Genomic DNA, 22,633 nt, shown 5'->3' with positions numbered 1-22,633 from the left:
GGTTAAGCCCCCTTGGCAGGAACGACTTGCAGGTACACCATCGTGAGGATCAGATTGGCGAAGAACAGCAGCAAGAAGGTGATGACGACCGTCTGGTTCACGGCCTCGCCAACGCCCTTCGGCCCTGGATTGGGGTGCAGGCCCTTGTAGGCCGCGACCACGCCCGCGATGACGCCGAACACGGCGGCCTTCGCCTCCGCGATGTAGAGGTCCGGCAACTGCGCGAGCGCGGAGAAAGAGGACAGGTAGGCGCCGGGGGTGCCACCCTGGAGGATCACGTTGAAGAAGTACCCGCCCGCGATGCCGACCACCGAGACCAGCCCGTTGAGCAGCACCGCCACCAGGATCATCGCCAGCACGCGGGGGACCACGAGGCGCTGGACCGGGTTGATACCGAGCACCTCCATGGCGTCGATCTCCTCACGGATGGTGCGCGACCCGAGATCGGCCGTCACCGCCGAGCCTGCCGCACCGGCGATCAGCAGCGCGGTCACGATCGGACTGCCCTGCTGGATCACCGCCAGCACGCTGGCCGCACCCGTGAAGGACTCGGCGCCGAGCTGCTTGATCAGCGATCCGGTCTGCAGTGACACCACCGCGCCGAACGGGATCGCGACCAGCGCTGTCGGCAGGATCGTCACGCTCGCGATGAACCAGGCCTGTTCGATGAACTCCCGGAACTGGAACGGCTTCCTGAACGTGTTCCGCACGACATCGACGAAGAGCTGAAATATCAACCCGGCCTGTGTCAACGCGGCCGTCAGCGGACTGAGCAGCGTGCTCTTGGTACCCCCCATCGGCGCGTGCTACCCGCGTCCCCAGGAAGACGTCTCCATGCCGGAGTCGTCATATGCGGGAATCACCTGAGTGTTGTCCTCGGTGTCAAGGCTCTCCTGGATCGCGATCTGGGCATTGTGCGGCAACGTGTGCATGATCTGGCGGACGCGCTCCTGACGGCGGGCGACGGCCTGACGGAACGGCATACCGGGGGTGGCCTTCATCTGCGGGACGATGCCCTCGACGTCGTCGACACCGCCGTGGTGGTGGCCTGCATCGACCATCGCCTGCTCCTGCGCCATCTGCGCCTCGTCCTTCTCCTCGGACATGCCGATCGGGCCGAGCATGCTGCCGTTGAGGAACTGCTTGACCACCGGCTCGTCGCTGGTGAGCAGCACCTCGCGGGGACCGAACATGACGAGCTCCTTGCGGAACAACATGCCGATGTTGTCCGGCACGGTGCGCGCGAGGTTGATGTTGTGCGAGACGATCAGGATCGTCGCGTCGATCTGCGAGTTGATGTCGATCAGCAGCTGGCTGATGTAGGTCGTGCGGACCGGGTCGAGGCCCGAGTCGGGCTCGTCGACCAGGATGATCTCCGGGTCAAGCACGAGCGCCCTTGCCAATCCGGCGCGCTTGCGCATACCGCCGGAGATCTCACCGGGGAGCTTGTTCTCGGCACCGATGAGTCCGACGAGCTCCATCTTGCCCATCACGATGTTGCGGATCTCGGACTCGGACTTCTTGGTGTGCTCACGCAGCGGGAAGGCGACGTTGTCGAAGAGGTTCATCGACCCGAACAGCGCACCGTCCTGGAACAGCACACCGAACATCTTCCGGATCTCGTAGAGCTCTCGGCTGGAGCACTCCAGGATGTCGGTGCCGTCGATGACGATCGAACCGCGCTCCGGACGGAGCAGGCCGATCAGCGACTTCAGGAACACCGACTTGCCCGTACCGGACGGGCCGAGCAGGGCCGTGACCTCCCCCGGGGGGAGCGTCAGGGTGACGTCCTGCCAGATCTTCTGCGAGCCGAACGACTTGGTGAGTCCCTCGACTACTACCTCTACTCCCACCGAAAACCTCCACGCTTTTCGACACACTGACCCAATGTGGGTTGGGTCACTCTATCGCATCGAAGTGGTACCTGTGACGCTGAATGCTACTCATGAGTAGGGTTCGGGTGCAATCCGGCCCCTCCATGTCCGATTTATCCCCTCTGAACTGCATCGATGCGTCGCCTCAACGCTGAACAACCGTCCACTTCTAACGCGCTCGAGGTTCGGAATCCGGGCACCAAAAAGGGCCGCTCCCCTGACGGGGAACGGCCCTTTTGTCGAGCGTGAGCGCTGCGTTGTTACGCGGCGGTCTTACTTGACGGAGATGGTGGCGCCTGCGGCGACCAGCTTCTCCTTGGCGGCCTCGGCCGCATCCTTCGAAACCTTCTCGAGGATCGCCTTCGGCGCACCCTCGACGAGGTCCTTGGCCTCCTTCAGGCCCAGGCCCGCGACGACCTCACGGACGACCTTGATGACCTGGATCTTCTTGTCGCCGGCCGACTCGAGGACGACGTCGAACTCGTCCTGCTCCTCAGCGGCGTCCGCGGCGGCGGCCGGGGCACCGGCGGCGGCAACGGCGACCGGCGCAGCAGCGGTGACCTCGAAGGTCTCCTCGAACGCCTTCACGAACTCCGAGAGCTCGAGGAGGGTGAGCTCCTTGAACTGGTCCAGCAACTCTTCGGTGGTGAGCTTCGCCATGATGGCGGTCCTTCCTGTAAGTCCCATGTCGCTGATCCGCGACGAGGTGGGAGTGGTTTGGTACGTGATACGCAAGACCTTGTTCGCACCCGCGAGGGCGCCCGTCCGGTCTCGTGCGGATCAGCTTTCGGCTGCGGAGCCTTCCGCGGCCTTCTTGTCCTGCAGCGCAGCGGCCAGACGGGCCATCTGCGAGGCGGGGGCATTGAACAGGCCAGCGGCCTTTGCCAAGTTGCCCTTCATCGCGCCGGCGAGCTTGGCCAGCAAGATCTCGCGGGACTCGAGGTCCGCGATCTTGTTGACCTCGTCCACGGACAGCGCATTGCCGTCCATGTAGCCGCCCTTGATGACAAGCGCCTTGTTGTCCTTCGCGAAGGCCTTGATGGCCTTCGCTGCGTCAACCGGCTCGCCCTTGATGAACGCAATGGCGGTCGGTCCGACGAACAGGTCGTCAAGGCCCTCGACGCCCGCCTCTGCGGCGGCGCGCTTGACCAGGGTGTTCTTGGCGACGGAGTAGGTTGCGCCTGCTCCGAGCGCGCGTCGCAGCTGCGTCAGACTGGTCACCGACAGACCACGGTATTCGGTGATCACGGCGGCAGTCGAACCCTTGAACTGCTCAGTGATCTCCGTGACTGCGGAGACCTTTTCGGGCTTTGCCATACTTCGCCTCCTCTCGTGACATCGTGTTGGTGCACCCTCGGGATGCGGCCGTGACAATGCAAAACGCCCCGGTGCAGGCACACGGGGCGTTACGAAGAGATCCGGACCCAGCTCGCGCGAAGGCCCACCACTCCCCTACCTCGTCCTCCTGCGTGGGCCGTCGGGCTGTGTCCCGAACCTTCAACCAATGCCTCACGACATCGGTGACCAACGGTCTTGGGTAGAACTTCTTGGGGTGAACTCGAAATAGATCGAACTCTTCCGGAGAGAGTACCCGAACGGGCCTGACCATCCAAAACGAGCCGCCACGGGAAGCCTGGATCGTGACAGCCATCACATCTAACCCCCTAGGGTGACGGACCAGTCCCAAATTGACTGTTATATGTAGTTACACATAGCGAGTACCGTCACAACTCATGACCACGCTGGAACGCACCAACCCACCCGACAACAGGGTCGAGCTGATCTCCTCGCGCGCAGGGCGATTCGCGGCACTCGCCGTGATCTGCCTCGCGGAACTACTGGTGGTTCTCGACAACACGATCGTCAATGTCGCCCTGCCCTCGATCGGCGTCGAACTCCACACCGGGGTGAGCGGACTGCAGTGGGTGGTGGACGCCTATACCCTCACGTTCGCCAGCCTGCTGCTGGCCTGCGGCAATCTCGGAGACCGGTACGGCCGCCGACGCATCATGATCATCGGCCTGATCGGCGTCGGGGTGATGTCCGTGGCCGGCGCCAACGCCGAGACCCTCGGGCAGGTCATCGCCGCCCGGGCCGCCATGGGCGTGTTCGCCGCCGCGGTCTTCCCCGCCACCCTGGCCCTGATCATCAACATCTTCACCGACACCCGCGAGCGCGCGCTTGCCATCGCGGCCTGGACCGCGATGGCCGGCTTCGCCATCGCCATCGGACCGATGTCCGGCGGCTGGCTGCTCGAACACTTCTCCTGGCACTCGGTGTTCTGGATCAACGTCCCCGTCGCCGCGGTCGCGATCATCGCGACGCTGCTCCTCGTCCCTGAGTCCAAGGCCGCCGTCGTCGGCCGACTCGACCTCCCCGGGATCGTGCTGTCCATCGTGGGCATCACGCTGTTGGTCTGGTCGATCATCGAGGCCCCGCGCTACGGCTGGCTCAGCCTCGCCACCCTCGGTGGGATCGCGGCGGCGGCGGTACTCCTCGGCGCGTTCGTCTGGTGGCAGTTGCGCACCCCGACACCGATCCTCGACATGCGCCTGTTCCGGATCCGCAGATTCTCGCTGCCCGCGCTGGCGATCGCGATCGCGTACTTCTCGATGTTCGGGTTCCTGTTCCTGATCACCCAGTACTTCCAGGGAGTGCGCGAGTACACCCCGCTCGAGTTCGGCATCGCCTCGCTCCCCTTCGCGGTGAGCGTGGCGGTCGGCGCGCCCATCGCCACCCTGCTCGCGCAACGCATCGGCACCACCGCGGTCATCGTCTTCGGTCTGCTGCTGACCGGGCTCGGGCTCTACCTCGGCGGACTCGTCGACGTCGACAGCACCTACCTCGCCGACGTGTTGCCGTCGATGGTCTCGATGGCGCTCGGCCTGGCGATCGTCCAGGGCCCCGCCACCGAATCGATCATGTCCTCGCTCCCCCTCGACGAGGCCGGTGCCGGCTCGGCCGTCAACGACACCACACGCGAGATCGGCGGCACCCTCGGCGTTGCAGTGCTCGGGTCCATTGTCGCCTCGTACTACTCGACGACGATCTCGCCGAACATCGACCGGGTGCCCGCGATGCTGATGAACGAGGACGAGAAGGGATTCGCGCGGGCGACGGTCCTCAGTGTTCTCGAGATCCGCAAGCGGGAGATCCCGACGATGCTCGAACCGCAGCGGGAGAACCTGATCACGGCGATGAAGTCGGCGGTGCTGCAGGGCTCGCAGACCGCCTCCCTTGTCGCGACCGGTGCGGTGGTGGTCTGCGCGATCATCGTCGCGATCTTCCTGCCATGGGCGCCGTCGAAGGAGAACGCCGTCCTGCTCGCCTGGCGGAAGGACGAGGCAGACCCACAGGCGTAGGGACCGCAGACACGAAGAAGGCCGGTACGGAGATCCGTACCGGCCTTCTTGTCGAGCTGTCCTACTCTGCAGCATCCTCGAGGAGGTTGCGGGTGCGGTTCGGGTCCACCGGGATGCCCGGTCCGGTGGTGGTCGAAACCGTGACCTTCTTGACGTAACGGCCCTTCGCGGAGGACGGCTTCGCACGCAGGATCTCGTCCAGCGCGGCGCCGTAGTTCTCCACCAGCTTGGCGTCGTCGAAGGACGCCTTGCCGATCACGAAGTGCAGGTTGGCCTGCTTGTCGACGCGGAAGTTGATCTTTCCGCCCTTGATCTCGTTGACGGCCTTGGTCACATCGGCGGTGACGGTGCCCGTCTTCGGGTTCGGCATCAGGCCACGCGGTCCGAGGACGCGGGCGATGCGGCCGACCTTGGCCATCTGATCAGGGGTCGCGATCGCGGCGTCGAAGTCCAGCCAACCGCCCTGGATGCGCTCGATCAGGTCCTCGGCACCCACCGCGTCCGCGCCGGCGGCCTCGGCCTCGGCGGCCTTCTCGCCCACGGCGAACACGATCACACGGGCGGTCTTACCGGTGCCGTGCGGGAGGTTGACGGTGCCGCGAACCATCTGGTCCGCCTTGCGGGGGTCGACGCCGAGTCGAACGGCGACCTCGACGGTCGCGTCCATCTTCGTGGAGGAGGTCTCCTTGGCGAGCTTCGCAGCCTGCAGTGGGCTGTAGAGCTTGGCCTGGTCGACCTTCTCGGCGGCGGCGAGGTACGCCTTGCTGCGCTTTGCCATGTGTTCTGTCCTTACTAATGGTTCAGTTGTGGTTTCGGGCCTGGCCGGCCCTCCCACGCGATCTGGAGCTGCTTAGCCCTCGACGGTGATACCCATCGAGCGTGCGGTGCCGGCGATGATCTTCGCGGCCTGCTCGATGTCGTTCGCGTTGAGGTCTTCCTGCTTGGTCTTCGCGATCTCGCGCACCTGGTCCATGGTCACCGTGGCGACCTTGGTCTTGTGCGGCTCGCCGGAGCCCTTCTGCACGCCTGCGGCCTTGAGCAGCAGTCGCGAGGCGGGCGGGGTCTTCAACTTGAAGTCGAAGGTCCGGTCCTCGTAGACGGAGATCTCCACGGGGATCACGTTGCCGCGCTGCGACTCGGTGGCCGCGTTGTAGGCCTTGCAGAACTCCATGATGTTCACGCCGTGCTGACCAAGCGCGGGACCCACGGGCGGTGCAGGGTTAGCCTGACCGGCCTGGATCTGAAGCTTGATGAGCCCGGCGAGCTTCTTCTTCTTGGGGGGCATCTTTCGTTCCTAATTTCTTGTGTGTGTCTTGCTACTGCAGTGCAAGTTTTTGTGGCTAGATCTTCGCGACCTGCGTGAAGGACAGCTCGACCGGCGTCTCGCGACCGAAGATCGACACGAGGACCTTGAGCTTCTGCTGCTCGGCGTTGACCTCGCTGATGCTGGCGGGCAGCGTCGCGAACGGGCCGTCCATGACGGTGACCGACTCACCGACCTCGAAGTCCACCTCGATGAGGGGCTTCGCGACGGAGGCTGCGGCTTCGCCGGTTCCTGCGGCAGCGGCGACGGGCTTCTTCGCGCCCTCCTGCGGCATCAGGAACTTGACGACCTCGTTGATGGTCAGCGGCGACGGCCGCGAGGTGGCGCCGACGAAGCCGGTGACACCGGGCGTGTTGCGGACCGCGCCCCACGACTCGTCGTTCAGTTCCATCCGGACCAGGATGTAGCCGGGCAGCACCTTGCGATTGACCTGCTTGCGCTGGCCGTTCTTGATCTCGGTGACCTCTTCGGTCGGGACCTCGACCTGGAAGATGTAGTCGCCGACGTCCAGGTTCTGCACGCGGGTCTCGAGGTTGGTCTTCACCTTGTTCTCGTACCCGGCGTACGAGTGGATCACATACCAGTCGCCGGGCGCGCGGCGGAGCGCGGCCTTCATCTCGGCAACGGGATCGACCGGCTCCTCGGAGTCGGCGGCGATGGCGTCGTCTGCGGAAGCTGCTGCCTCTTCGACGGGAGCGTCGGCCACGGGAGCGTCACCCTCGCCGAGGACTGCCGCGTCAGCGGACTCCGCGGCGACCGCGTCATCGGCAACATGCTCTGCGGCTGCAGCCTCAATTGCGTCGTTCTCGGGGGTGCTCACTGGCGCACTCGCTTCCTCTCATCACGTTCGGTGTCCGGCGTCAGCCGAACAGCCAACTGACGCCCTTGATGAACGCCAGGTCCAATCCACTGATGAACGCGACCATGAAGGCCACGAACGCCAGTACAACGGTGGTGTAGGTGATCATCTGCTTGCGGTTAGGCCAGATCACCTTCCGGAGTTCCGTGATCACCTCACGGAGGAACTTCCTCAGGCGCTTGAAGAGATTCTCCTTGCGCGGCTTCTCCGGCTTGGCCTTCGTGGCCAAGGGGGTGCCTGCGACCTTCGCGGCCTGCGACTCGGTCGCGGCGGCATGGGTACGACGACCCGGACGCTTTCCAGTCGGACGAGAGGCGACGGGAGCTGAATCACTCGCGCCGGCCGCGGTGGCGTCGACGTCCGGAGACCCCGCCGCGCTATCGGCCTTTCCGCGATCCTCGCTCACCGTCGTTCCTCTCAGTCGCTGACATCCGGGGCAGGGGCGACAGGACTTGAACCTGCAACCTGCGGTTTTGGAGACCGCTGCTCTGCCAGTTGAGCTACGCCCCTCTGGTTGACCGACGCGTCCCGATCATCATGATCCGGACCGATCAACCTCTCCGTGACCACACAACACGCGCGCTACCCTCAGCGGCCCGAATGGGCACGTAGGGCAGCGCGCAGCGCTGGTTGATCCCAGAAATCTCAGTGTACTGCACGGTAGTCGAACAAACCGAATCGGCTGGTTACTCAGCCGAAGCGCACGGTCGCGGTAGCGCGACCGAAGATCTTCTTGTCGTCCACTTTGGCGACGATGGCGACCACGGCGGAGCGGGCCTCCTCGTCGACGGACTTCACCTTGCCGGTGAGGACGATAACGGCACCCTTGCCGTCGTTGGGCACGACGACAGGGCTGGTGAAGCGAACGCTGTATTCGGTGACCGCACCCGGATCGCCGAGCCAGGAGGTCACATAGCCGGCGCCGATGCCCATGGTGAGCATCCCGTGCGCAACCGCACAGGGGAGGCCGAGCTTCTGCGCCGTCGCGTCATCCCAGTGGATGGGGTTCGGGTCGCCGGAAACGCCTGCGTACTGCACCAGGTCGGACCTGGTCAGGGGCACGGTCTCTTCGGGCAGTTCCTCGCCGACGGAGATCTCCGCGAAATCGCGAACGGACATCACTCGACCTCCTCGGCATGCCGACCGACCAGTGTGGTGTACAGGGTCTGGACGACCTGGCCGTCCTGATCGGTGATCTCGTTGCGGGTCACGATGATGTCGCTACCGCCCATCGTTCGGATCGAGTCGACATACACGTCGCAGTACAGACGGTCGCCGACCTTGACCGGACGGTGGTAGACGATGCGCTGATCGGTGTGCAGGACCCGGCTGAGGTCCAGCTCGACGTCCAGGGCCTTGAAGAACTCTTCCTGCGCGAGGAAGCCGAAGACAGCAATGAAGGTCAGCGGGGCCACGAGGGTGTCGTAGCCGATCTTCCTGGCGGCCGCTTCGTCGCGGTAGACCGGGTCGTCGCTCTTGACGGCGCGCGCATACTCGCGCACCTTCTCACGACCGACCTCGTAGTAGTCGCTGAACCTGTGATGCAGGCCAACGAGATCAGGACTCAACTTCACAGCAACGCAACCTATCTGCTTGGGACGCAGCTAGGCCAGGAAGCCGGGAACCGACCCCTACGATCTCCGCGTCGACTCGAAGAGTACTAGCGCGACTCGCGGTGCGCCTGATGCGTTCCGCAGTTCGGGCAGAACTTCTTGATCTCGAGACGATCGGGATCGTTACGACGGTTCTTCTTGGTGATGTAGTTGCGGTGCTTGCATACCTCGCAGGCCAAGGTGATCTTGGGCCGAACGTCAGTCGAGGCCACGGGATGCCTTCTTTCGGATAAATCTGATCGGGGTCAATCAGGGAGTGTTCTATGTGTCCACTTGTGTAGCGATGGCCGGACTTGAACCGGCGACACAACGATTATGAGTCGTTTGCTCTACCAACTGAGCTACACCGCCTCGGTGCATCGGTGCCAGTCTATGGACACCCAATCCAGCGAGCCCCCTAACGGAATCGAACCGTTGACCTTTTCCTTACCATGGAAACGCTCTGCCGACTGAGCTAAGGGGGCATGCTTCCGCGCACTTCGTTCATGCGCTGAAGCCTCCAAGAGATTACACAGCGGCGGGGCCGAGTGCCAAACCCGCAGGTCAGGAGCTCTTTCCATCCGTGTAATCAACGAGCCCCGGCGAGCTTGCGCTCACCGGGACCCGGAGGTGGCAGGTGTAGGATTCGAACCTACGTAGGCATAAGCCGACGGATTTACAGTCCGCTCCCATTGGCCGCTCGGGCAACCTGCCTGGTGTCATCCAGATCAGATCCGAAGTACTCCGGACCATCTCTGGCGCGGACAAGAGAATACCTCTACCGGGGCGGGTAAATGCAAACCGTGTGGTTATCGTGGGGTTCTCACGCGCTGGCGCAGGCCCGCGCACGATGAACTAGGAGTTGCCGTGGCGGATTCGTCCTTCGATGTGGTGAGCAAGGTTGACCGGCAGGAAGTGGACAACGCGCTGCACCAGGCGGCCAAGGAGCTGTCGACGCGTTTCGACTTCCGCAACACCGGCGCGAGCATCGACTGGTCCGGCGAGGAGGCGATCACCCTGACCGCCGACACCGAGGAGCGGCTGCTGGCGGCGCTCGAGGTGTTCAAAGAGAAGTTGATCCGCCGGGACATCTCACTCAAGGCGTTCGACGCCGGCGAGCCCGCGCAGTCGGGCAAGATCTACAAGCTGTCCGGGACCCTGGTCCAGGGCATCACCACCGAGAATGCGAAGAAGATCTCGAAGAAGATCCGCGACGAGGGCCCCAAGGGCGTCAAGGCGCAGATCCAGGGCGACGAGCTCCGCGTCAGCAGCAAGAAGCGCGATGACCTGCAGGCCATCATCTCGCTGCTCAAGGGCGAGGACTTCGGCATCGCGCTGCAGTTCGTCAACTACCGCTGATCACCCGATAGCGCATCGAGGGGACCGCGACGGCCGCACCGGCCGCGCGGTCCTCTCTGCGTCGGCGGCGGCCCGACACGATGGGGCCGATCCGCATTCACCCAGACTGACCAGCGAACAACCTTGTCCCCCAGCGATATCCGTCACTCAGGCAGTCGTCGGCCCGCCATCTTCTCCAAGCGGTCGATCCGCTCCGCCATGGGCGGGTGGGTGGAGAACAGCCGGCTCATCTTGTCCCCCGCCCGGAACGGGTTCGCGATCATCATGTGCGACTGCGCGGCGATCTTCGGCTCCGGCGGCAGCGGGGCGGCCTCCACGCCGCGCTCCAGCTTGCGCAACGCCGAGGCGAGCGCCAGCGGATCACCGCTGAGTTCCGCGCCGGACTGGTCGGCCTGGTACTCCCTCGAGCGCGAGACCGCCATCTTCACCACCGAGGCCGCGATCGGACCGAGCAACGAGACGAGCAGCAGCGCCAGCGGGTTCGGCCTGCCCTCGCCGCGGCCGCCGAACATCGAGGCGAACATCGCCATGTTGGCCAGGCCCGAGATGACCGCGGCCATCGCACCCGCGACCGAGGAGATCAGGATGTCGCGGTTGTACACGTGCGAGAGCTCGTGGCCGAGCACGGCCCGCAGCTCCCGCTCGTCGAGGATCTGCAGGATGCCGCTGGTGCAGCAGACCGCCGCGTTGCGCGGGTTGCGACCCGTGGCGAAGGCGTTCGGCGCGGCCGTGGGGCTGATGTAGAGCCGGGGCATCGGCTGGTGCGCCGTCGTCGCCAGTTCGCGCACGATCTTGTAGATGACAGGCGCCTCGACCTCGGTGACCGGCTGCGCGTGCATGGCCTTGAGCGCCAGCTTGTCGCTGTTGAAGTACGCGTAGCCGTTCATCCCGACCGCGAGGACGATCGAGAAGATGAGGATGCTCCTGTTGTTGAACAGCGCCCCGATGAACACGATCAGCGCGGACATCCCCACCAGCAACGCGAAGGTCTTCAACCCGTTGGAATACCGGTGCACGTTGGGCCCCTTTTCTCGCCGGACACTCAGTTGAACAACGAAAGAGCCCGGAGGGACGTTCCCCCGCACGCAGCGCGTCGGCGAGCCACGTGGACCCGAGCCGAGACGTTACCGTCAGCCGACCCGCGCGATCGTGTAATCCACCAGCCGTCCCAGCGCGTCGTTCGCCGGCCCCTGCGGCAGCTCCGCGAGCTGCGCGTGCGCCGAGTCGGCGTACTCCGCCAGCTTGGCCTTGGCAGCCGCCATGCCGGGGGAACGCTCCAGCAACGCCAGCGCCTCCGCGACGGCGTCGTCGTCGGTGACCGGGCCGTCGAGCAGCACCCGCAGTCGATCGGCGTCGGGGCCCTCCTCACGCAGCGCGTAGAGCACCGGCAGGGTGTGCACCCCCTCGCGCAGGTCGGTGCCAGGGGTCTTGCCGGACTGCGCGGCGACCGAGGAGATGTCGATGATGTCGTCGGAGATCTGGAAGGCGGTGCCCACCGCGTCGCCGAGCCGCTCGAGGCGGACCACGTCGTCGGCGCTCGCTCCCGAGAAGGTGCCACCGAACCGACCGCAGGCCGCGATCAGCGATCCCGTCTTCTCCCACACCACCTTCAGGTAGTGGTCGACGGGATCCTGCTGCTCCTTGACGCCGATGGTCTCCCGCATCTGCCCGGTGACGAGCTCGGCGAAGGTCTCGGCGATGATCCGCACCGCCTCGGGTCCGAGCGTGGACACCAGCCGGGAGGCGTGCGCGAACAGGTAATCGCCCGCCAGGATGGCGATGGAGTTGCCCCAGCGCGAGTTCGCACTCGGGGCGCCGCGTCGCATCGTCGCCTCGTCCATCACGTCGTCGTGGTAGAGCGTGGCCAGGTGCACCAGCTCGACGACGGTGGCCGCGGTGATGGTCGCCGGGTCCGTCGGATTGGGGCCCAGCTGCGCCGTGAGCAGGGTGAACAGCGGCCGGAACCGCTTGCCACCCGCCTTCGCCAGGTGCAGCGCCGCCTCGGTGAGAAAGTCCTCGCCATCCGAGAGCTCACTCACCAGCAGGCTCTCGACCTCGGCGAGACCCCCACGCACCACCTCGGCCAGCGCCGGATCCCCCAGATCCACGCCGGCAACGACCGTGCCCATCGCTTCGCTCGTGCTCACGATCTCAGTACCCATCCCGTCTCGCGTGATGCCCAGCAACCGATGCCATAACTGTCACGGTAGTGAACCTATCGGGTTCGCGGCCCGTCGGGCTGACCACAGCGGTCCACCCCGGCCTGAGAAGATACTGGGGTGGTGCCATCGCCTGTCGACCCCGATCCCTCCGCCGCCCGTTCCGAGGCGCCGGATGACGTCCCCGCGCAGGCCGAAGTGGTGGTGATCGGCGCAGGTCCCGCCGGTTCCGCGGCGGCGGCATGGGCGGCGCGCGCGGGCCGCGAGGTGCTGCTCGCCGACTCCGCCACCTTCCCGAGGGACAAGACGTGTGGCGACGGACTCACCCCGCGCGCCGTGGCGGAACTCGTCCATCTCGGCCTCGGTGACTGGCTCGCCACCCGCGCCACCAACCGCGGCCTGCGGCTGAACGGGTTCGGGCAGGAGTTGGAGCTGCCGTGGCCAGGCGGCTCACTGCCGAGTACCGGCAGCGCCGTCCCGAGAACCGAACTCGACGACCGGATCCGACAGGTCGCGCTCGACGCCGGTGCCCGGATGGTGCAGGGCGCCAAGGCCGTCGATGCCGACCGGGAGGGAAACCGGGTGCGGTCGGTGACCCTCCAGACGGCCGATGGGCCACGCACGGTCCGATGCGAGCACCTCATCGTCGCCGACGGCGTGCGCTCCACCCTCGGCAAACGTCTCGGCCGCGAGTGGCATCGCGACACCGCGTACGGGGTGGCGGCCCGTGCCTATGTCCGCTCGGCCCGCAGCACCGACCCGTGGATCACCTCGCACCTCGAACTGCGCGACCGCGAGGGGACCCTGCAGGCCGGCTACGGCTGGGTGTTCCCGCTCGGCACCGGCGAGGTCAACCTCGGCGTCGGCACCCTGGCCACCGCGAAGCGGCCCGCGCCCGGCGCACTCCGGCCGCTGATCGAGCTGTACGCGGAGCAGCGCCGCGACGAGTGGCGGCTCGACGGCCCTGTGCGCGCGGTGGCATCGGCTCTGCTCCCGATGGGCGGGGCGGTGTCCGGGGTGGCGGGGACCAACTGGGCGATCATCGGCGACGCCGCGGCCTGTGTGAACCCGCTCAACGGCGAGGGCATCGACTACGGCCTGGAGACCGGCTCGATGGTGGCCGAGGTGCTCGGAGCCCCGGACCTCACCGAGCTGTGGCCGACCCTGCTGCGGGAGCGGTACGGGCAAGCCTTCTCGATCGCCCGTCGGCTCGCAGGCCTGCTCACGGTCCCGCGGGTGCTGCCTGCCTCCGGGCCGCTGGCGATGCGTTCGCGTGCGCTGATGACGATCGCGGTCCGGGTGATGGGCAATCTCGTGACCGACGCAGATCGCGACCTGACCGCGCGGGCGTGGCGGGCGTCGGGGTCGTCCTCGCTGCGACTCGACTCCCGGCCGCCGTTCAGCTGATCGCGACCCGATCTGCGACAGCCTGCCGAACGGCGAAGACGGGGAACCGCTCCCCCGGTTCCGCCAGCCGGAACTCCACCCGCACCGACCGATCAGGATGCGCCGGCAGCTCCCCCTCGATCCAGGTGTAGATCCAGGGCCCCTCGTCGAGCTCGACGATCGCGAGGGTGCACGGCACCAGCGCCAGCGGGAGGGCGGCGGACGAACAGTCCACCACCGTCCACGACACCACGGTCCCCGTGCCTGCGGCCCGCACCCGCTCGAGCTCGTCCCGTCCACACGAGGTGCACTTCGTCTCCTCGGGGGCCAGCAGCGTCGCGCACGCCTCGCATCGCAGGATCATCAGCGCCCGCCGCCGGACACGGACACTTCTCGCACCTGTGGATGTGCACTGCACCTGTCGCTCGAACATCGGGGACCTCGGCTTCCTGAGCTGATGACGACTCAAGTGTCCCTTTTGCCCGGCTCCCCGGCGACGGTGGAACCACCCGGGTGGGTACCTGTTTTCTCCGCCGACCGACCCCCGACGCGGGCGTCAGAGCGATTGGGTGCCGACCTGCGCCTGCTCGACGACCCACGCCGCGATCTGCGCCCGGGAGGTGAAGCCCATCTTGGCGAGAACGTGCTCGACGTGGCCCTCGACGGTCCGCGGGGCGATCACCAGTTGCTCGGCGATCGCCCTGTTCGTCAGGCCCTGCGCGACCAGGTCGGCGACCTGCCGCTCACGTCGGGTCAGGGCCGAGGCGACGCCCGAGGTCGGCGCCCCCTGGAGTTGCTCGTCCAGCGCGTACGCGATGCCGTCATCGAAGCTCAGGTTGGCGCCCTGCTCGAAAGCCGACTCGTAGGCGCGCTTGGCGAGCGCGCTGCGGACCTGCAGCTCCGACTCCTCGCGGTACGCAAGCAGGGGTGGTATCACGACCCCTGCGCTGCCGACGACCCGCCACAGCGAGTTGGCGATGCCGAACAGCACGGCCGCGCGCCTGGCGAGCCGATCGCCCGCGGCGACCCAGGCCAGCGCCTCGACACAGATGGCGGATCCGAGCGGATCGTCCACGACGCGGCTGAGCCGAAGGCCCTGCTCGAGCAGCCCGGCCGCCCGCCGGGGATCGCTCTGCCACAACGCGAGCCCGAGGGTCGACAGCGAGTAGGCCCGGTACACGGACTCGCCGCGGGATTGGGTGATCTCGAGAGCCGCCTCCTGGCAGGCGATCGAGCGCTGCGTGTCCCCGAGCAGCCCGCAGGCCAGCGCGAGGCCGAGCAGCGTCGCGAGCCGTAGCACCAGCTCCCTGCCCGTGTGGAAGGCGTCGGTGATCTCCTCGAGGGAGGAAACGGCCAGCCGCATGTCTCCGCTGCACACCGCGAGCTGCCCGACGGCGAGGGTCACGAGCGCGTGGGCCTGAGCGTCGTCGAGGACCTCGGCGGCCTCACGCGCCCGCTCGACCAGCGCCGCGCCCGCCTCGATGTCGCCCTGGTTGCCTGCCAGCACGCTGTTCGCGTACAGCCCCCACAGCCACTCCACGGTCGGCTGCCCGTCCTGGCGGTCGAGGAACTGATCGAGCCAGTGCCTGCCCTCCCCGAGCAGGCCCCTGGACAACCAGAACGGGGCGAGGGCATCGGCGATACGCAGGCCTGCCGCCTCCTCTCCCGGCTCGGTCAGGCAGAACTCCATCGCCTCGCGCAGGTTCGGCTGCTCCCGCCCCAGCCGTGCCATCCACTCCATCTGCCGCGGACCGATCCACTCGGCCTCCACGCGGATCACGAGCTGCTGGTACCAGTCCCGGTGCCGCCGCCGCATCGAAGCGTGTTCACCGGATTCCGCCAACTTCTCACGGCCGTACTCGCGGAGGGTCTCGAGGAGCCGGTAGCGCACCACGGCACCCGCTTCCTCCCGGATCAGGATCGACCTGTCGACCAGCGCCGCCACCACATCCAGCAGGTCGTCCGGGCTCAGGTCCCCGGCACAGATGCCCTCCGCCGCATCGAGCTCGAAACCACCGGTGAACACCGACATCCGCCGCCACAGCATCCGCTCCGGCTCGGTGCACAGCTCATGGCTCCAGTCGATGCACAGGCGCAGCGTCTGTTGCCGCGTCGGCGCGCCGCGACTACCCCCGGTCAGCAGGCTGTAGCGATCGTTCAACCGGTCCAGGATCTGTTCCGCGGACATCGCCCTCATGCGCCCCGCGGCCAACTCGATGGGCAGCGGCAGCCCGTCCAACCGCTGACAGATCCGGGCCACCGCGACCTGGTTGTCCTCGGTGAGCCCGAACTCCGGGACCGCGGCGGACGCCCGTTCGGCGAAGAGCGCCACGGCGTCGCCCCCAGCCGAACCGCGCCCGGACGAGCGCAGATCCGGATCCGGGACCGACAGCGGCGGCACCCGCAGAAAGGCCTCAGCTCCGATGCCGAACGGCTCGCGGCTGGTCGCGAGGATCCTGAGGTCCGGGCAGCGCCGCAGCAACGCTTCGGCGAGCGCCGCGGCCGCGTCGAGCACGTGTTCGCAGTTGTCCAGCACCAGCAGCAGCCGTCGATCGGCGAGGTACTTTGCCAGCGAGTCCTGCGTGCGATTCGTCGACTGCTCCCGCAGCCCCAGCGTCGCGGCCACCAGGTCGGGCAGCAGCGCCTCCTCCCGCAGCTCGCCGAGCTCGACCAGCCACACCCCGTCCTCGAACGACCGCCGCGAGTCCTCGGCCACCCGGAGCGCGAGCCGGGTCTTGCCGACCCCGCCGATCCCGGTCAATGTCACCAGGCGCGAGACAGACAGCAGCCGCCTCGTCTCGGTCACCTCGCGGCGACGGCCGACGAAACTGGTCAGCTCGAGCGGCAAGTTCCCGACCTTGCCCCGGACAGCGCTAGCCATCGAACCGTCACTCTCAACACGCCGGTCCCCTGCCCAATCGACGCTACCCCCGGAGCGGGGTGGCGGGGGGCCGTGTCAGGCGACTCGAACGGCAGGCGCGTGTTGGCAGCCGTGGAACACCGGGTACCGCTCGTCGGACTCCAGGTGGTCGAACTCCACCCGGACCGGGCGGCCGGGGCGAACCGCGATCTCACCCTCGATCCAGCTGCAGATCCAGGGCCCGTCGTCGAGCGCGACGACGGCCAGCATGGACGGCAGGGCGTCGTCGTCCGCACCCGCCCGCGCACGGTCGGCCAGCTTCCAGGTCACCATCGACCCGAGCCCGGTCGACGGCACCCGCGACAGGTGGTCGCTCCCGCACGAGGAGCAGGTCACCGCGACCGGCGCGAGGAGCAGCCCACAGCACTCGCAGCGCCGGATCATCAGCGTGCGCGCGGACAAGCCGGCCCACAGGTGGGTCCCGCCCGCGACCGTCACAATGTCACCGCCGCGGGTGTGTGCGGCTGCGTCTGCTCCGCGCCGAACACGGTCCCCATCGCGGTGCCGAATCCGTGCGGGTCGTCGATCAGCCAGCCGTGGTTGCCCGCGACGGTGACGACCGTGGGATTGCGGAGCGCGATGCGAAGGGATTCGAAGCTGGCGCGCGGGATGAACGTGTCGTCGCCGCCCCAGAGCAGCGTCACCGGAAGGCCGCGCTCCGCCAACTCGTCGAGTTCGCCGCGCAGATCCGCGTTTCGGGCCAGGTGCGAGAGGCGCCACATCGCGAGCGGATTGCGCAGTACGTTGCCCACCGCGTCCGCGGTGATCGCCAGCAGGCCCGCGACGGACGGCCGAATGGCTAGGGCGTCGCCGGTGGCCGCCGCGCCCCAGTCCCACAGGGGCCGCTCGCCGATCGGGCGCACGTCGCCGCCCCCGGGGGACCATGCGGCCCCGCCCACGGAGTTGACCAGCACCAACCGCGCCACCCTTGGTCCGAGGTCGTGTGCGGACTGGATCGCGACCCCACCTCCGAACGAGTGGCCGACGAGCGTCACCGGTCCCGCGATACCGATCGAGTCGAGGAACTCGCCGAGCCAGCGCGCGTACCCGGCCAGGTTTCGCTCCTGCGGGGGAAGTTCCGCGGTGCCGCCGAATCCGGGAAGCGAGGGCGCGAACACCCGCACTCCCTGGGCTGCCATCCGAAGCAGTGCGCGGTCGTAGGCGCGGGGGGTCAGCGCGTATCCGTGCAGGAACACGACCGGAGCGCCTGCACCCGCAACCGCATAGGACGCCGCCCGACCCTCGACGAGGGTGTTCTTCCAGCTGGTGTTCCTCGCCTGGCTGACAACGTAGGGGTGGCTTGTCGGGTGCTGCAACATCGAGGGCCTCGGCTTCGCGGTCGCGGATATGACCCAGCACACATTGCCGCTTGCGCCCGGTGACCGTCAGGGCGGAACTACCCGGATGTATACCTGTTTCTGATCAGGCCCCCCGTTGCGCGTCCGGCTCCTGCTCCCGCGTCCGCTCGAGATACCAGGCGGCGATCTGGGTGCGCGAGGTGAACGCGAGCTTGGCCAGCACCCGCTCGACGTGTCCCTGGGCCGTCCGCGGGGAGATGACCAATTTCTCGGCGATCGCCCTGTTCGTGAGGCCCTGTGCGACCAGCTCGGCGACCTGCATCTCACGCCGGGTCAGGCTCACGGCCTCCTCTACCGCAGGCGGCCCGGCCGGGCGGCGTTCACCGAGCGCGTAGCCGATCGCCTCGCGGAAATCCATTCCCCTGCCGCGGCGCCGTGCCTCCTCGAAGGCTCGATCGCCGAGTGCCGCTCGTGCCCGCTGCTTGCACTCCGCGTGGTGGCTGAGCAGGTTGGGCAGTGTGACGGTGATGCCCCCTTCCGCTTTCGCCAGCGCGTTTGCGGCCCCCAACAGCACGGCGGCCCGGTCCGGCGCGTCCTCGACTGCCGCGATCCACCCCATCGTCTCGAGGCACCACGTGGCGATGATCGGGTCGTTGACCCGTCGGATCAGGCGCAGGGCCTGCGCCAACTGTGCGGACGCCCGGGTCACGTCGCCCTTGTGCAGGGTCGCAAGGCCGAGCCCCCACAGTGCGTACGCGCGATAGTAGGACTCGCCACGCGACGCGGTGATGGCGAACACCTGCTCGTAGCAGGCGACCGACCGGTCCTCGTCGCCGAGGAGTCCGCTGGCAACCGCCAACCCGAGCAGGCACCCGATCGCCCGTTGGAGTTCGCCGGTCGGCCGACTCGTCTGCAGTGCGTCTTCGAACGAGCTCCGCGCGCCCTTGAGCTGGCCGCTGAACAGTGACCGGAAACCGGTCGCGTACCCGGCGGCGGCCCGCAGCATCGGATCGCCCAGCTCCTCGGCGAGCGCACCGCATTCCTCCACGAGGGCGGTGGCGGTGGCGAATTCTTGCTGCATGCCGGTCATGACGCTGGCCCCGAACAGCGCGAGCACCCGGTCGGCCGTGCGTCGATCGCCCGACCGCGCCAGCGCGCGATCCAGCCAGCGCCTGCCCTCGCTGATCAGCCCGCGGCAGATCCAGTACAGGTACAGGGAATTGACCATCCGGAGGCAGGCGTCGGCCTCGGCGTCGCCGGGCGCGGTGAGGCTGAAATGCAGCGCCTCCCGCAGGTTCGACGTCTCCCGCTCCAGGCGGCCGATCCACGACACCTGGTTGGGCCCGATCCACTCGGTCTCGGCCGTGTGGGCCAACCGCGCGTACCAGTCCCGGTGCCCGCGATGCAGCCCGTCGCGGTCACCCGATTCCCGCAACTTCTCGTTCCCGTAGGCGCGGAGGGTCTCGAGCAGCCGGTACCGCACCGCGGGACCCTGCTCCTCGCGGATCAAGATCGACTTGTCGACCAAGGACGCCAGGACGGCGCGCAGGTCGTCCGAGGACAGCTCCCCCGCACAGATCCCCTCGGCGGCGTCGAACTCGAATCCACCCGAGAACACCGACAGCCGGGCCCACAGCTCCTGTTCCCGGACCGAGCACAGCTCGTGGCTCCATTCGATGCTGGACCACAATGTCTGCTGACGGGTCGGAGCGCCGCGGCTGCCAAGGGTCAGCAACCGGAATCTATCGGTCAACCGCTGCAGAACCTGTTCGGCCGTCATCGCGCGCAGCCGCACCGCCGCCAACTCGATCGGCAGCGGCAGGCCGTCCAGCCGGTGGCAGATCCCGGCGACCGCACGCCTGTTGTCCTCGGTGAGGGTGAACTCGGGTACCGCGGCGGCGGCCCGCTCGGTGAACAGCGCCACCGCGTCGTATCGGGGAAGGCCCTGCAACGAGGGCGCCTCGTCGCTGCTCGGGGCCGTCAGCGGCGGCACCCGCAACACCGCCTCGCCGCTGATGCCGAGGGCCTCCCGGCTCGCGGCGAGAATGCGCATCTCGGGGCAGGCCGTCAGCAACGACTCCGCCAGGCCCGCGACCGCCTCGACGAGGTGCTCACAGTTGTCGAGCACCAGCAGCAGGCGGCGGGTGGCGAGGTGGTCCGCCAACACCTCCTCGGGAAGGTGGGCGAGCTGGTCCCGAAGTCCGAGCGCGGCGGCCACCGTGGCAGGCACCAGCGTCGGGTCGTACACCTCACCCAGTTCGACGAGCCATACCCCGTCGTCGAAAGCACGCCGGGAATCCTCGGCCACTCGCAGTGCCAGCCGGGTCTTACCGACCCCGCCGATCCCGGTGAGCGTCACCAGACGGGACTCGGACAGCAGCCGTCGCGCCTCGGTCACCTCATGGCGACGGCCGACAAAACTGGTCAGCTCGAGGGGCAGGTTCCCGACCTTGCCTTGCACGGTGGGCGGCATCGAAGCGTCACTCTCATCACACGGTCCCCTGCGCTTTCCACGTTACCCGCCGCGATCGTGCCGACGGGCGGGTTGCCGTGGGCTGGACTACCGTTCGGCGCGGTGCAGCGCCACGACGCCGCCGGTGAGGTTGCGCCACTGCACGTTCTTCCAGCCGGCCGCCTCGATCTTGAGGGCCAACTCCTCCTGCGTGGGCCAGGCCCGGATCGACTCCGCGAGGTACACGTAGGCATCGGGGTTGCTGCTCACCGCGCGCGCCACCACCGGCAGCGTCTTCATCAGGTACTCCATGTAGACCGTGCGGAACGGGCCGAACGTCGGGGTGGAGAACTCGCTGACCACCAGCCGTCCGCCGGGCTTCGTCACCCGGGCGATCTCCCGCAGTCCTGCCTCGAAGTCGGAGACGTTGCGCAGGCCGAACGAGATGGTCGCGGCGTCGAACACCGCATCCGCGAACGGCAGTGCCATCGCGTCGCCCGCCACCATCGGCACCCGACGGTCGGCGCCTGCCTTCAGCATGCCCTTGGAGAAGTCCGCGGCCACCACCCAGGCACCGGAACGCCCGAGCTCGACCGTGGACACACCGGTGCCCGCCGCAAGGTCGAGCACCCGCTCCCCCGGCTTCAGGTCGAGCGCCGCCCGGGTCGCCTTGCGCCAGGTGCGGTCCTGCCCGAAGGAGATGATCGTGTTGGTGAGGTCGTACCGCTTCGCGACGCCGTCGAACATGGACGCGACCTCGTGCGGTGCCTTCTCCAGTGAGGCCCGAGACCCGTGTGTTGTTGCCACACCGTTGACGTTACAGGCGCGCACCGGGCGCCCCGCGCCCAGTTCGCGCGCGGGTGGCTCAGGCCGAGCGCTGCGCCGGGACACCGCGCGAGCCCGTCACGTCCTCGTAGTGGCCCAGCAGTTCGCCGCACACCGAGGACCACGTGCGGTGCAGCACCGACCTCCTGGCGGACGCTCCGAACCGGGCGCGCGTTGCCCGGTCCCGCAGCGCGATCACGGCGCTGGGCAGCAGCTCCTCGAAGCGCTCGACCGGCAGCAGGTAACCGTTGCTGCAGTGCGCGACGAGATCGCGTGGTCCGCCTGCGTCCGGACCGATCACCGGGACACCGCTGGCCAGGGCCTCCTGCACCGCCTGGCAGAAGGTCTCGTGCTCGCCCGGGTGCACGAACAGGTCGAGGCTCGCGTAGGCGTTGGCCAGCTCGTCTCCCCCGAGTTGCCCGGTGAACACCGCCGACGGCATCAGCCGCTCCAACCGCGCCCGTTCGGGGCCGTCGCCGACGATCACCAACTGCAGGCCGGGGTCGGCGGCCAGCACGGCCAGCCGCTCGACGTGCTTCTCCGGGGCCAGCCGTCCGACGAACCCGATCACCAGCCGATCGGCGTCGCACCAGCTCGCCCGCAGCTCCGCGCTGCGCCGGGAAGGCGCGAACCGCGTGGTGTCCACCCCACGACCCCAGCGGAACACCCGTGGCACACCTCGCGATTCGAGCGCCTCGACGGCGGCCGTGGACGGGGCGAGGGTGCGGGCGGCCCCGCGGTGCAGGCGGCGGGTCCACCGCCACGCCGCCCTGCTGGTCAGTCCGAGGCCGTAGCTCTGCGCGAAGCCGGCCACGTCGGTCTGGTAGACCGCGACGGCGGGCACGTCGAGCCGGTTGGCGGCGGCCAACCCTCCCGCGCCGAGCAGGAAGGGCGACGCCAGGTGCACGACGTCCGGGTCGAAGGACCGCAGCGCCGAGGTGATCCCCGGCTGCGGGATGCCGACGGGGAGGGAGCTGACCCGCGGGATCATCACGGCAGGCACGCGGTGCACCGGGAACCCGTCGTGTGAGGTCGGGGCGGCCGGGCGGCCGGCGACACTGTCGGGGGCCACGAGCAGCGCCTCGTGTCCGTGGCGCCTGAGGTGCTCGAGCACCCGGATCACCGAGTGGGTGACCCCGTTCATGTTCGGCAGGAACGACTCCGCGACGATGGCTACTCGCACCCGCCCAGTGTCCGCGCCGCGCGGGCCGGGACGGGAAGGC

At 67.9% G+C, this 22,633-nt stretch carries 23 protein-coding genes and 4 tRNA genes; 3 read left to right on the top strand and 24 right to left on the bottom strand.

Annotation, left to right across the window (positions count from 1 at the left end):
* Positions 1–2: 2 nt before the first annotated feature.
* The 4 genes from JOE46_RS23660 to rplJ all read right to left on the bottom strand — a co-directional run bounded on the left by JOE46_RS23660 (position 3) and on the right by rplJ (position 3,191).
* On the bottom strand, positions 3–797 hold the full coding sequence (locus JOE46_RS23660) for an ABC transporter permease (protein WP_027500658.1): 795 nt from the start codon (positions 795–797) through the stop codon (positions 3–5).
* Between the two features lie 9 nt (positions 798–806).
* Positions 807–1,853, bottom strand: a complete 1,047-nt coding sequence (locus tag JOE46_RS23655; protein ID WP_097210957.1) for an ABC transporter ATP-binding protein — start codon at positions 1,851–1,853, stop codon at positions 807–809.
* Positions 1,854–2,147: 294 nt separating this feature from the next.
* On the bottom strand, positions 2,148–2,534 hold the full coding sequence (rplL, locus tag JOE46_RS23650) for a 50S ribosomal protein L7/L12 (protein ID WP_097210956.1): 387 nt from the start codon (positions 2,532–2,534) through the stop codon (positions 2,148–2,150).
* A gap of 120 nt (positions 2,535–2,654) precedes the next feature.
* Positions 2,655–3,191 (bottom strand): 50S ribosomal protein L10, encoded by a 537-nt coding sequence (gene rplJ / locus JOE46_RS23645; protein WP_027500661.1) that lies wholly within the window; start codon positions 3,189–3,191, stop codon positions 2,655–2,657.
* Between the two features lie 416 nt (positions 3,192–3,607).
* On the opposite strand from rplJ, the gene JOE46_RS23640 reads away from it, so the two are divergent.
* On the top strand, positions 3,608–5,236 hold the full coding sequence (locus JOE46_RS23640; RefSeq protein ID WP_209928656.1) for an MFS transporter: 1,629 nt from the start codon (positions 3,608–3,610) through the stop codon (positions 5,234–5,236).
* Between the two features lie 61 nt (positions 5,237–5,297).
* Here JOE46_RS23640 and rplA read toward each other — a convergent pair whose 3' ends face one another.
* From rplA to JOE46_RS23585, 11 genes are all read right to left on the bottom strand, one after another.
* Positions 5,298–6,014 (bottom strand): 50S ribosomal protein L1, encoded by a 717-nt coding sequence (gene rplA, locus JOE46_RS23635; protein ID WP_077040733.1) that lies wholly within the window; start codon positions 6,012–6,014, stop codon positions 5,298–5,300.
* A gap of 72 nt (positions 6,015–6,086) precedes the next feature.
* Entirely contained in the window at positions 6,087–6,521 is a 435-nt protein-coding gene (gene rplK / locus JOE46_RS23630; protein WP_027500664.1) for a 50S ribosomal protein L11, read from the bottom strand.
* 55 nt (positions 6,522–6,576) lie between these two features.
* Entirely contained in the window at positions 6,577–7,380 is an 804-nt protein-coding gene (gene nusG, locus JOE46_RS23625) for a transcription termination/antitermination protein NusG (RefSeq protein WP_097210954.1), read from the bottom strand.
* A gap of 40 nt (positions 7,381–7,420) precedes the next feature.
* Complete coding sequence (gene secE, locus JOE46_RS27030) at positions 7,421–7,825, bottom strand: preprotein translocase subunit SecE (RefSeq protein WP_179800486.1); 405 nt, start codon at positions 7,823–7,825, stop codon at positions 7,421–7,423.
* A 31-nt stretch (positions 7,826–7,856) separates the two neighbouring features.
* Positions 7,857–7,929: transfer RNA gene (locus JOE46_RS23615), tRNA-Trp, on the bottom strand.
* A gap of 180 nt (positions 7,930–8,109) precedes the next feature.
* The gene (gene hadB / locus JOE46_RS23610) at positions 8,110–8,538 is read right to left on the bottom strand and encodes a (3R)-hydroxyacyl-ACP dehydratase subunit HadB (RefSeq protein WP_097210952.1); all 429 of its coding nucleotides are present in this window, start codon (positions 8,536–8,538) and stop codon (positions 8,110–8,112) included.
* Positions 8,538–8,993, bottom strand: a complete 456-nt coding sequence (hadA, locus tag JOE46_RS23605) for a (3R)-hydroxyacyl-ACP dehydratase subunit HadA (RefSeq protein WP_097210951.1) — start codon at positions 8,991–8,993, stop codon at positions 8,538–8,540. The genes hadB and hadA overlap by 1 nt, the downstream gene beginning before the upstream one ends.
* An 86-nt stretch (positions 8,994–9,079) precedes the next feature.
* Positions 9,080–9,244, bottom strand: a complete 165-nt coding sequence (gene rpmG, locus JOE46_RS23600) for a 50S ribosomal protein L33 (RefSeq protein ID WP_027500669.1) — start codon at positions 9,242–9,244, stop codon at positions 9,080–9,082.
* A 66-nt stretch (positions 9,245–9,310) separates the two neighbouring features.
* Positions 9,311–9,383: transfer RNA gene (locus tag JOE46_RS23595), tRNA-Met, on the bottom strand.
* A 40-nt stretch (positions 9,384–9,423) separates the two neighbouring features.
* Positions 9,424–9,496: transfer RNA gene (locus tag JOE46_RS23590), tRNA-Thr, on the bottom strand.
* Between the two features lie 146 nt (positions 9,497–9,642).
* Positions 9,643–9,725, bottom strand: a tRNA-Tyr gene (locus JOE46_RS23585).
* 153 nt (positions 9,726–9,878) lie between these two features.
* Here JOE46_RS23585 and JOE46_RS23580 point away from each other — a divergent pair.
* Positions 9,879–10,370, top strand: coding sequence for a YajQ family cyclic di-GMP-binding protein (locus JOE46_RS23580; protein ID WP_027500670.1), 492 nt, complete (start codon positions 9,879–9,881; stop codon positions 10,368–10,370).
* A 143-nt stretch (positions 10,371–10,513) separates the two neighbouring features.
* On the opposite strand, the gene htpX is transcribed toward JOE46_RS23580, so the two are convergent.
* Positions 10,514–11,386 (bottom strand): zinc metalloprotease HtpX, encoded by an 873-nt coding sequence (gene htpX / locus JOE46_RS23575; protein WP_077040728.1) that lies wholly within the window; start codon positions 11,384–11,386, stop codon positions 10,514–10,516.
* A gap of 114 nt (positions 11,387–11,500) precedes the next feature.
* Entirely contained in the window at positions 11,501–12,532 is a 1,032-nt protein-coding gene (locus JOE46_RS23570; protein WP_097210950.1) for a polyprenyl synthetase family protein, read from the bottom strand.
* Positions 12,533–12,727: 195 nt separating this feature from the next.
* Between JOE46_RS23570 and JOE46_RS23565 the strand changes: the two genes are divergently transcribed.
* A complete protein-coding gene (locus tag JOE46_RS23565) occupies positions 12,728–13,936 on the top strand; it encodes a geranylgeranyl reductase family protein (protein WP_307861354.1) in 1,209 nt (402 codons plus the stop codon).
* Here JOE46_RS23565 and JOE46_RS23560 read toward each other — a convergent pair.
* The 7 genes from JOE46_RS23560 to JOE46_RS23530 all read right to left on the bottom strand — a co-directional run bounded on the left by JOE46_RS23560 (position 13,929) and on the right by JOE46_RS23530 (position 22,593).
* On the bottom strand, positions 13,929–14,279 hold the full coding sequence (locus JOE46_RS23560; protein WP_245221157.1) for a Zn-ribbon domain-containing OB-fold protein: 351 nt from the start codon (positions 14,277–14,279) through the stop codon (positions 13,929–13,931). The genes JOE46_RS23565 and JOE46_RS23560 overlap by 8 nt on opposite strands.
* A gap of 192 nt (positions 14,280–14,471) precedes the next feature.
* Positions 14,472–16,796, bottom strand: coding sequence for a LuxR C-terminal-related transcriptional regulator (locus JOE46_RS23555; protein ID WP_097210947.1), 2,325 nt, complete (start codon positions 16,794–16,796; stop codon positions 14,472–14,474).
* Positions 16,797–16,871: 75 nt separating this feature from the next.
* Positions 16,872–17,273: a Zn-ribbon domain-containing OB-fold protein gene (locus JOE46_RS23550; RefSeq protein ID WP_097210946.1), complete on the bottom strand. Its 402-nt coding sequence runs from the start codon at positions 17,271–17,273 to the stop codon at positions 16,872–16,874.
* Positions 17,270–18,154, bottom strand: coding sequence for an alpha/beta fold hydrolase (locus JOE46_RS23545; protein WP_097210945.1), 885 nt, complete (start codon positions 18,152–18,154; stop codon positions 17,270–17,272). Before JOE46_RS23545 ends, JOE46_RS23550 begins: the two co-directional genes overlap by 4 nt.
* A 103-nt stretch (positions 18,155–18,257) precedes the next feature.
* Positions 18,258–20,606 carry a LuxR C-terminal-related transcriptional regulator gene (locus tag JOE46_RS23540; RefSeq protein ID WP_209928653.1) on the bottom strand — a complete coding sequence of 783 codons (2,349 nt, stop codon included), beginning with the start codon at positions 20,604–20,606 and terminating at the stop codon, positions 18,258–18,260.
* Between the two features lie 87 nt (positions 20,607–20,693).
* Positions 20,694–21,392: a demethylmenaquinone methyltransferase gene (locus tag JOE46_RS23535; protein ID WP_077040725.1), complete on the bottom strand. Its 699-nt coding sequence runs from the start codon at positions 21,390–21,392 to the stop codon at positions 20,694–20,696.
* Positions 21,393–21,450: 58 nt separating this feature from the next.
* Positions 21,451–22,593, bottom strand: a complete 1,143-nt coding sequence (locus JOE46_RS23530) for a glycosyltransferase family 1 protein (RefSeq protein ID WP_209928652.1) — start codon at positions 22,591–22,593, stop codon at positions 21,451–21,453.
* Between the last annotated feature and the right edge of the window lie 40 nt (positions 22,594–22,633).

This window comes from Rhodococcus sp. PvR099 (assembly GCF_017833315.1).
GTDB lineage: Bacteria > Actinomycetota > Actinomycetes > Mycobacteriales > Mycobacteriaceae > Rhodococcus_G > Rhodococcus_G oryzae.
The sequence above is the reverse complement of the archived record's forward strand: the minus strand, read 5'-3'. Positions and strand labels throughout refer to the sequence as shown.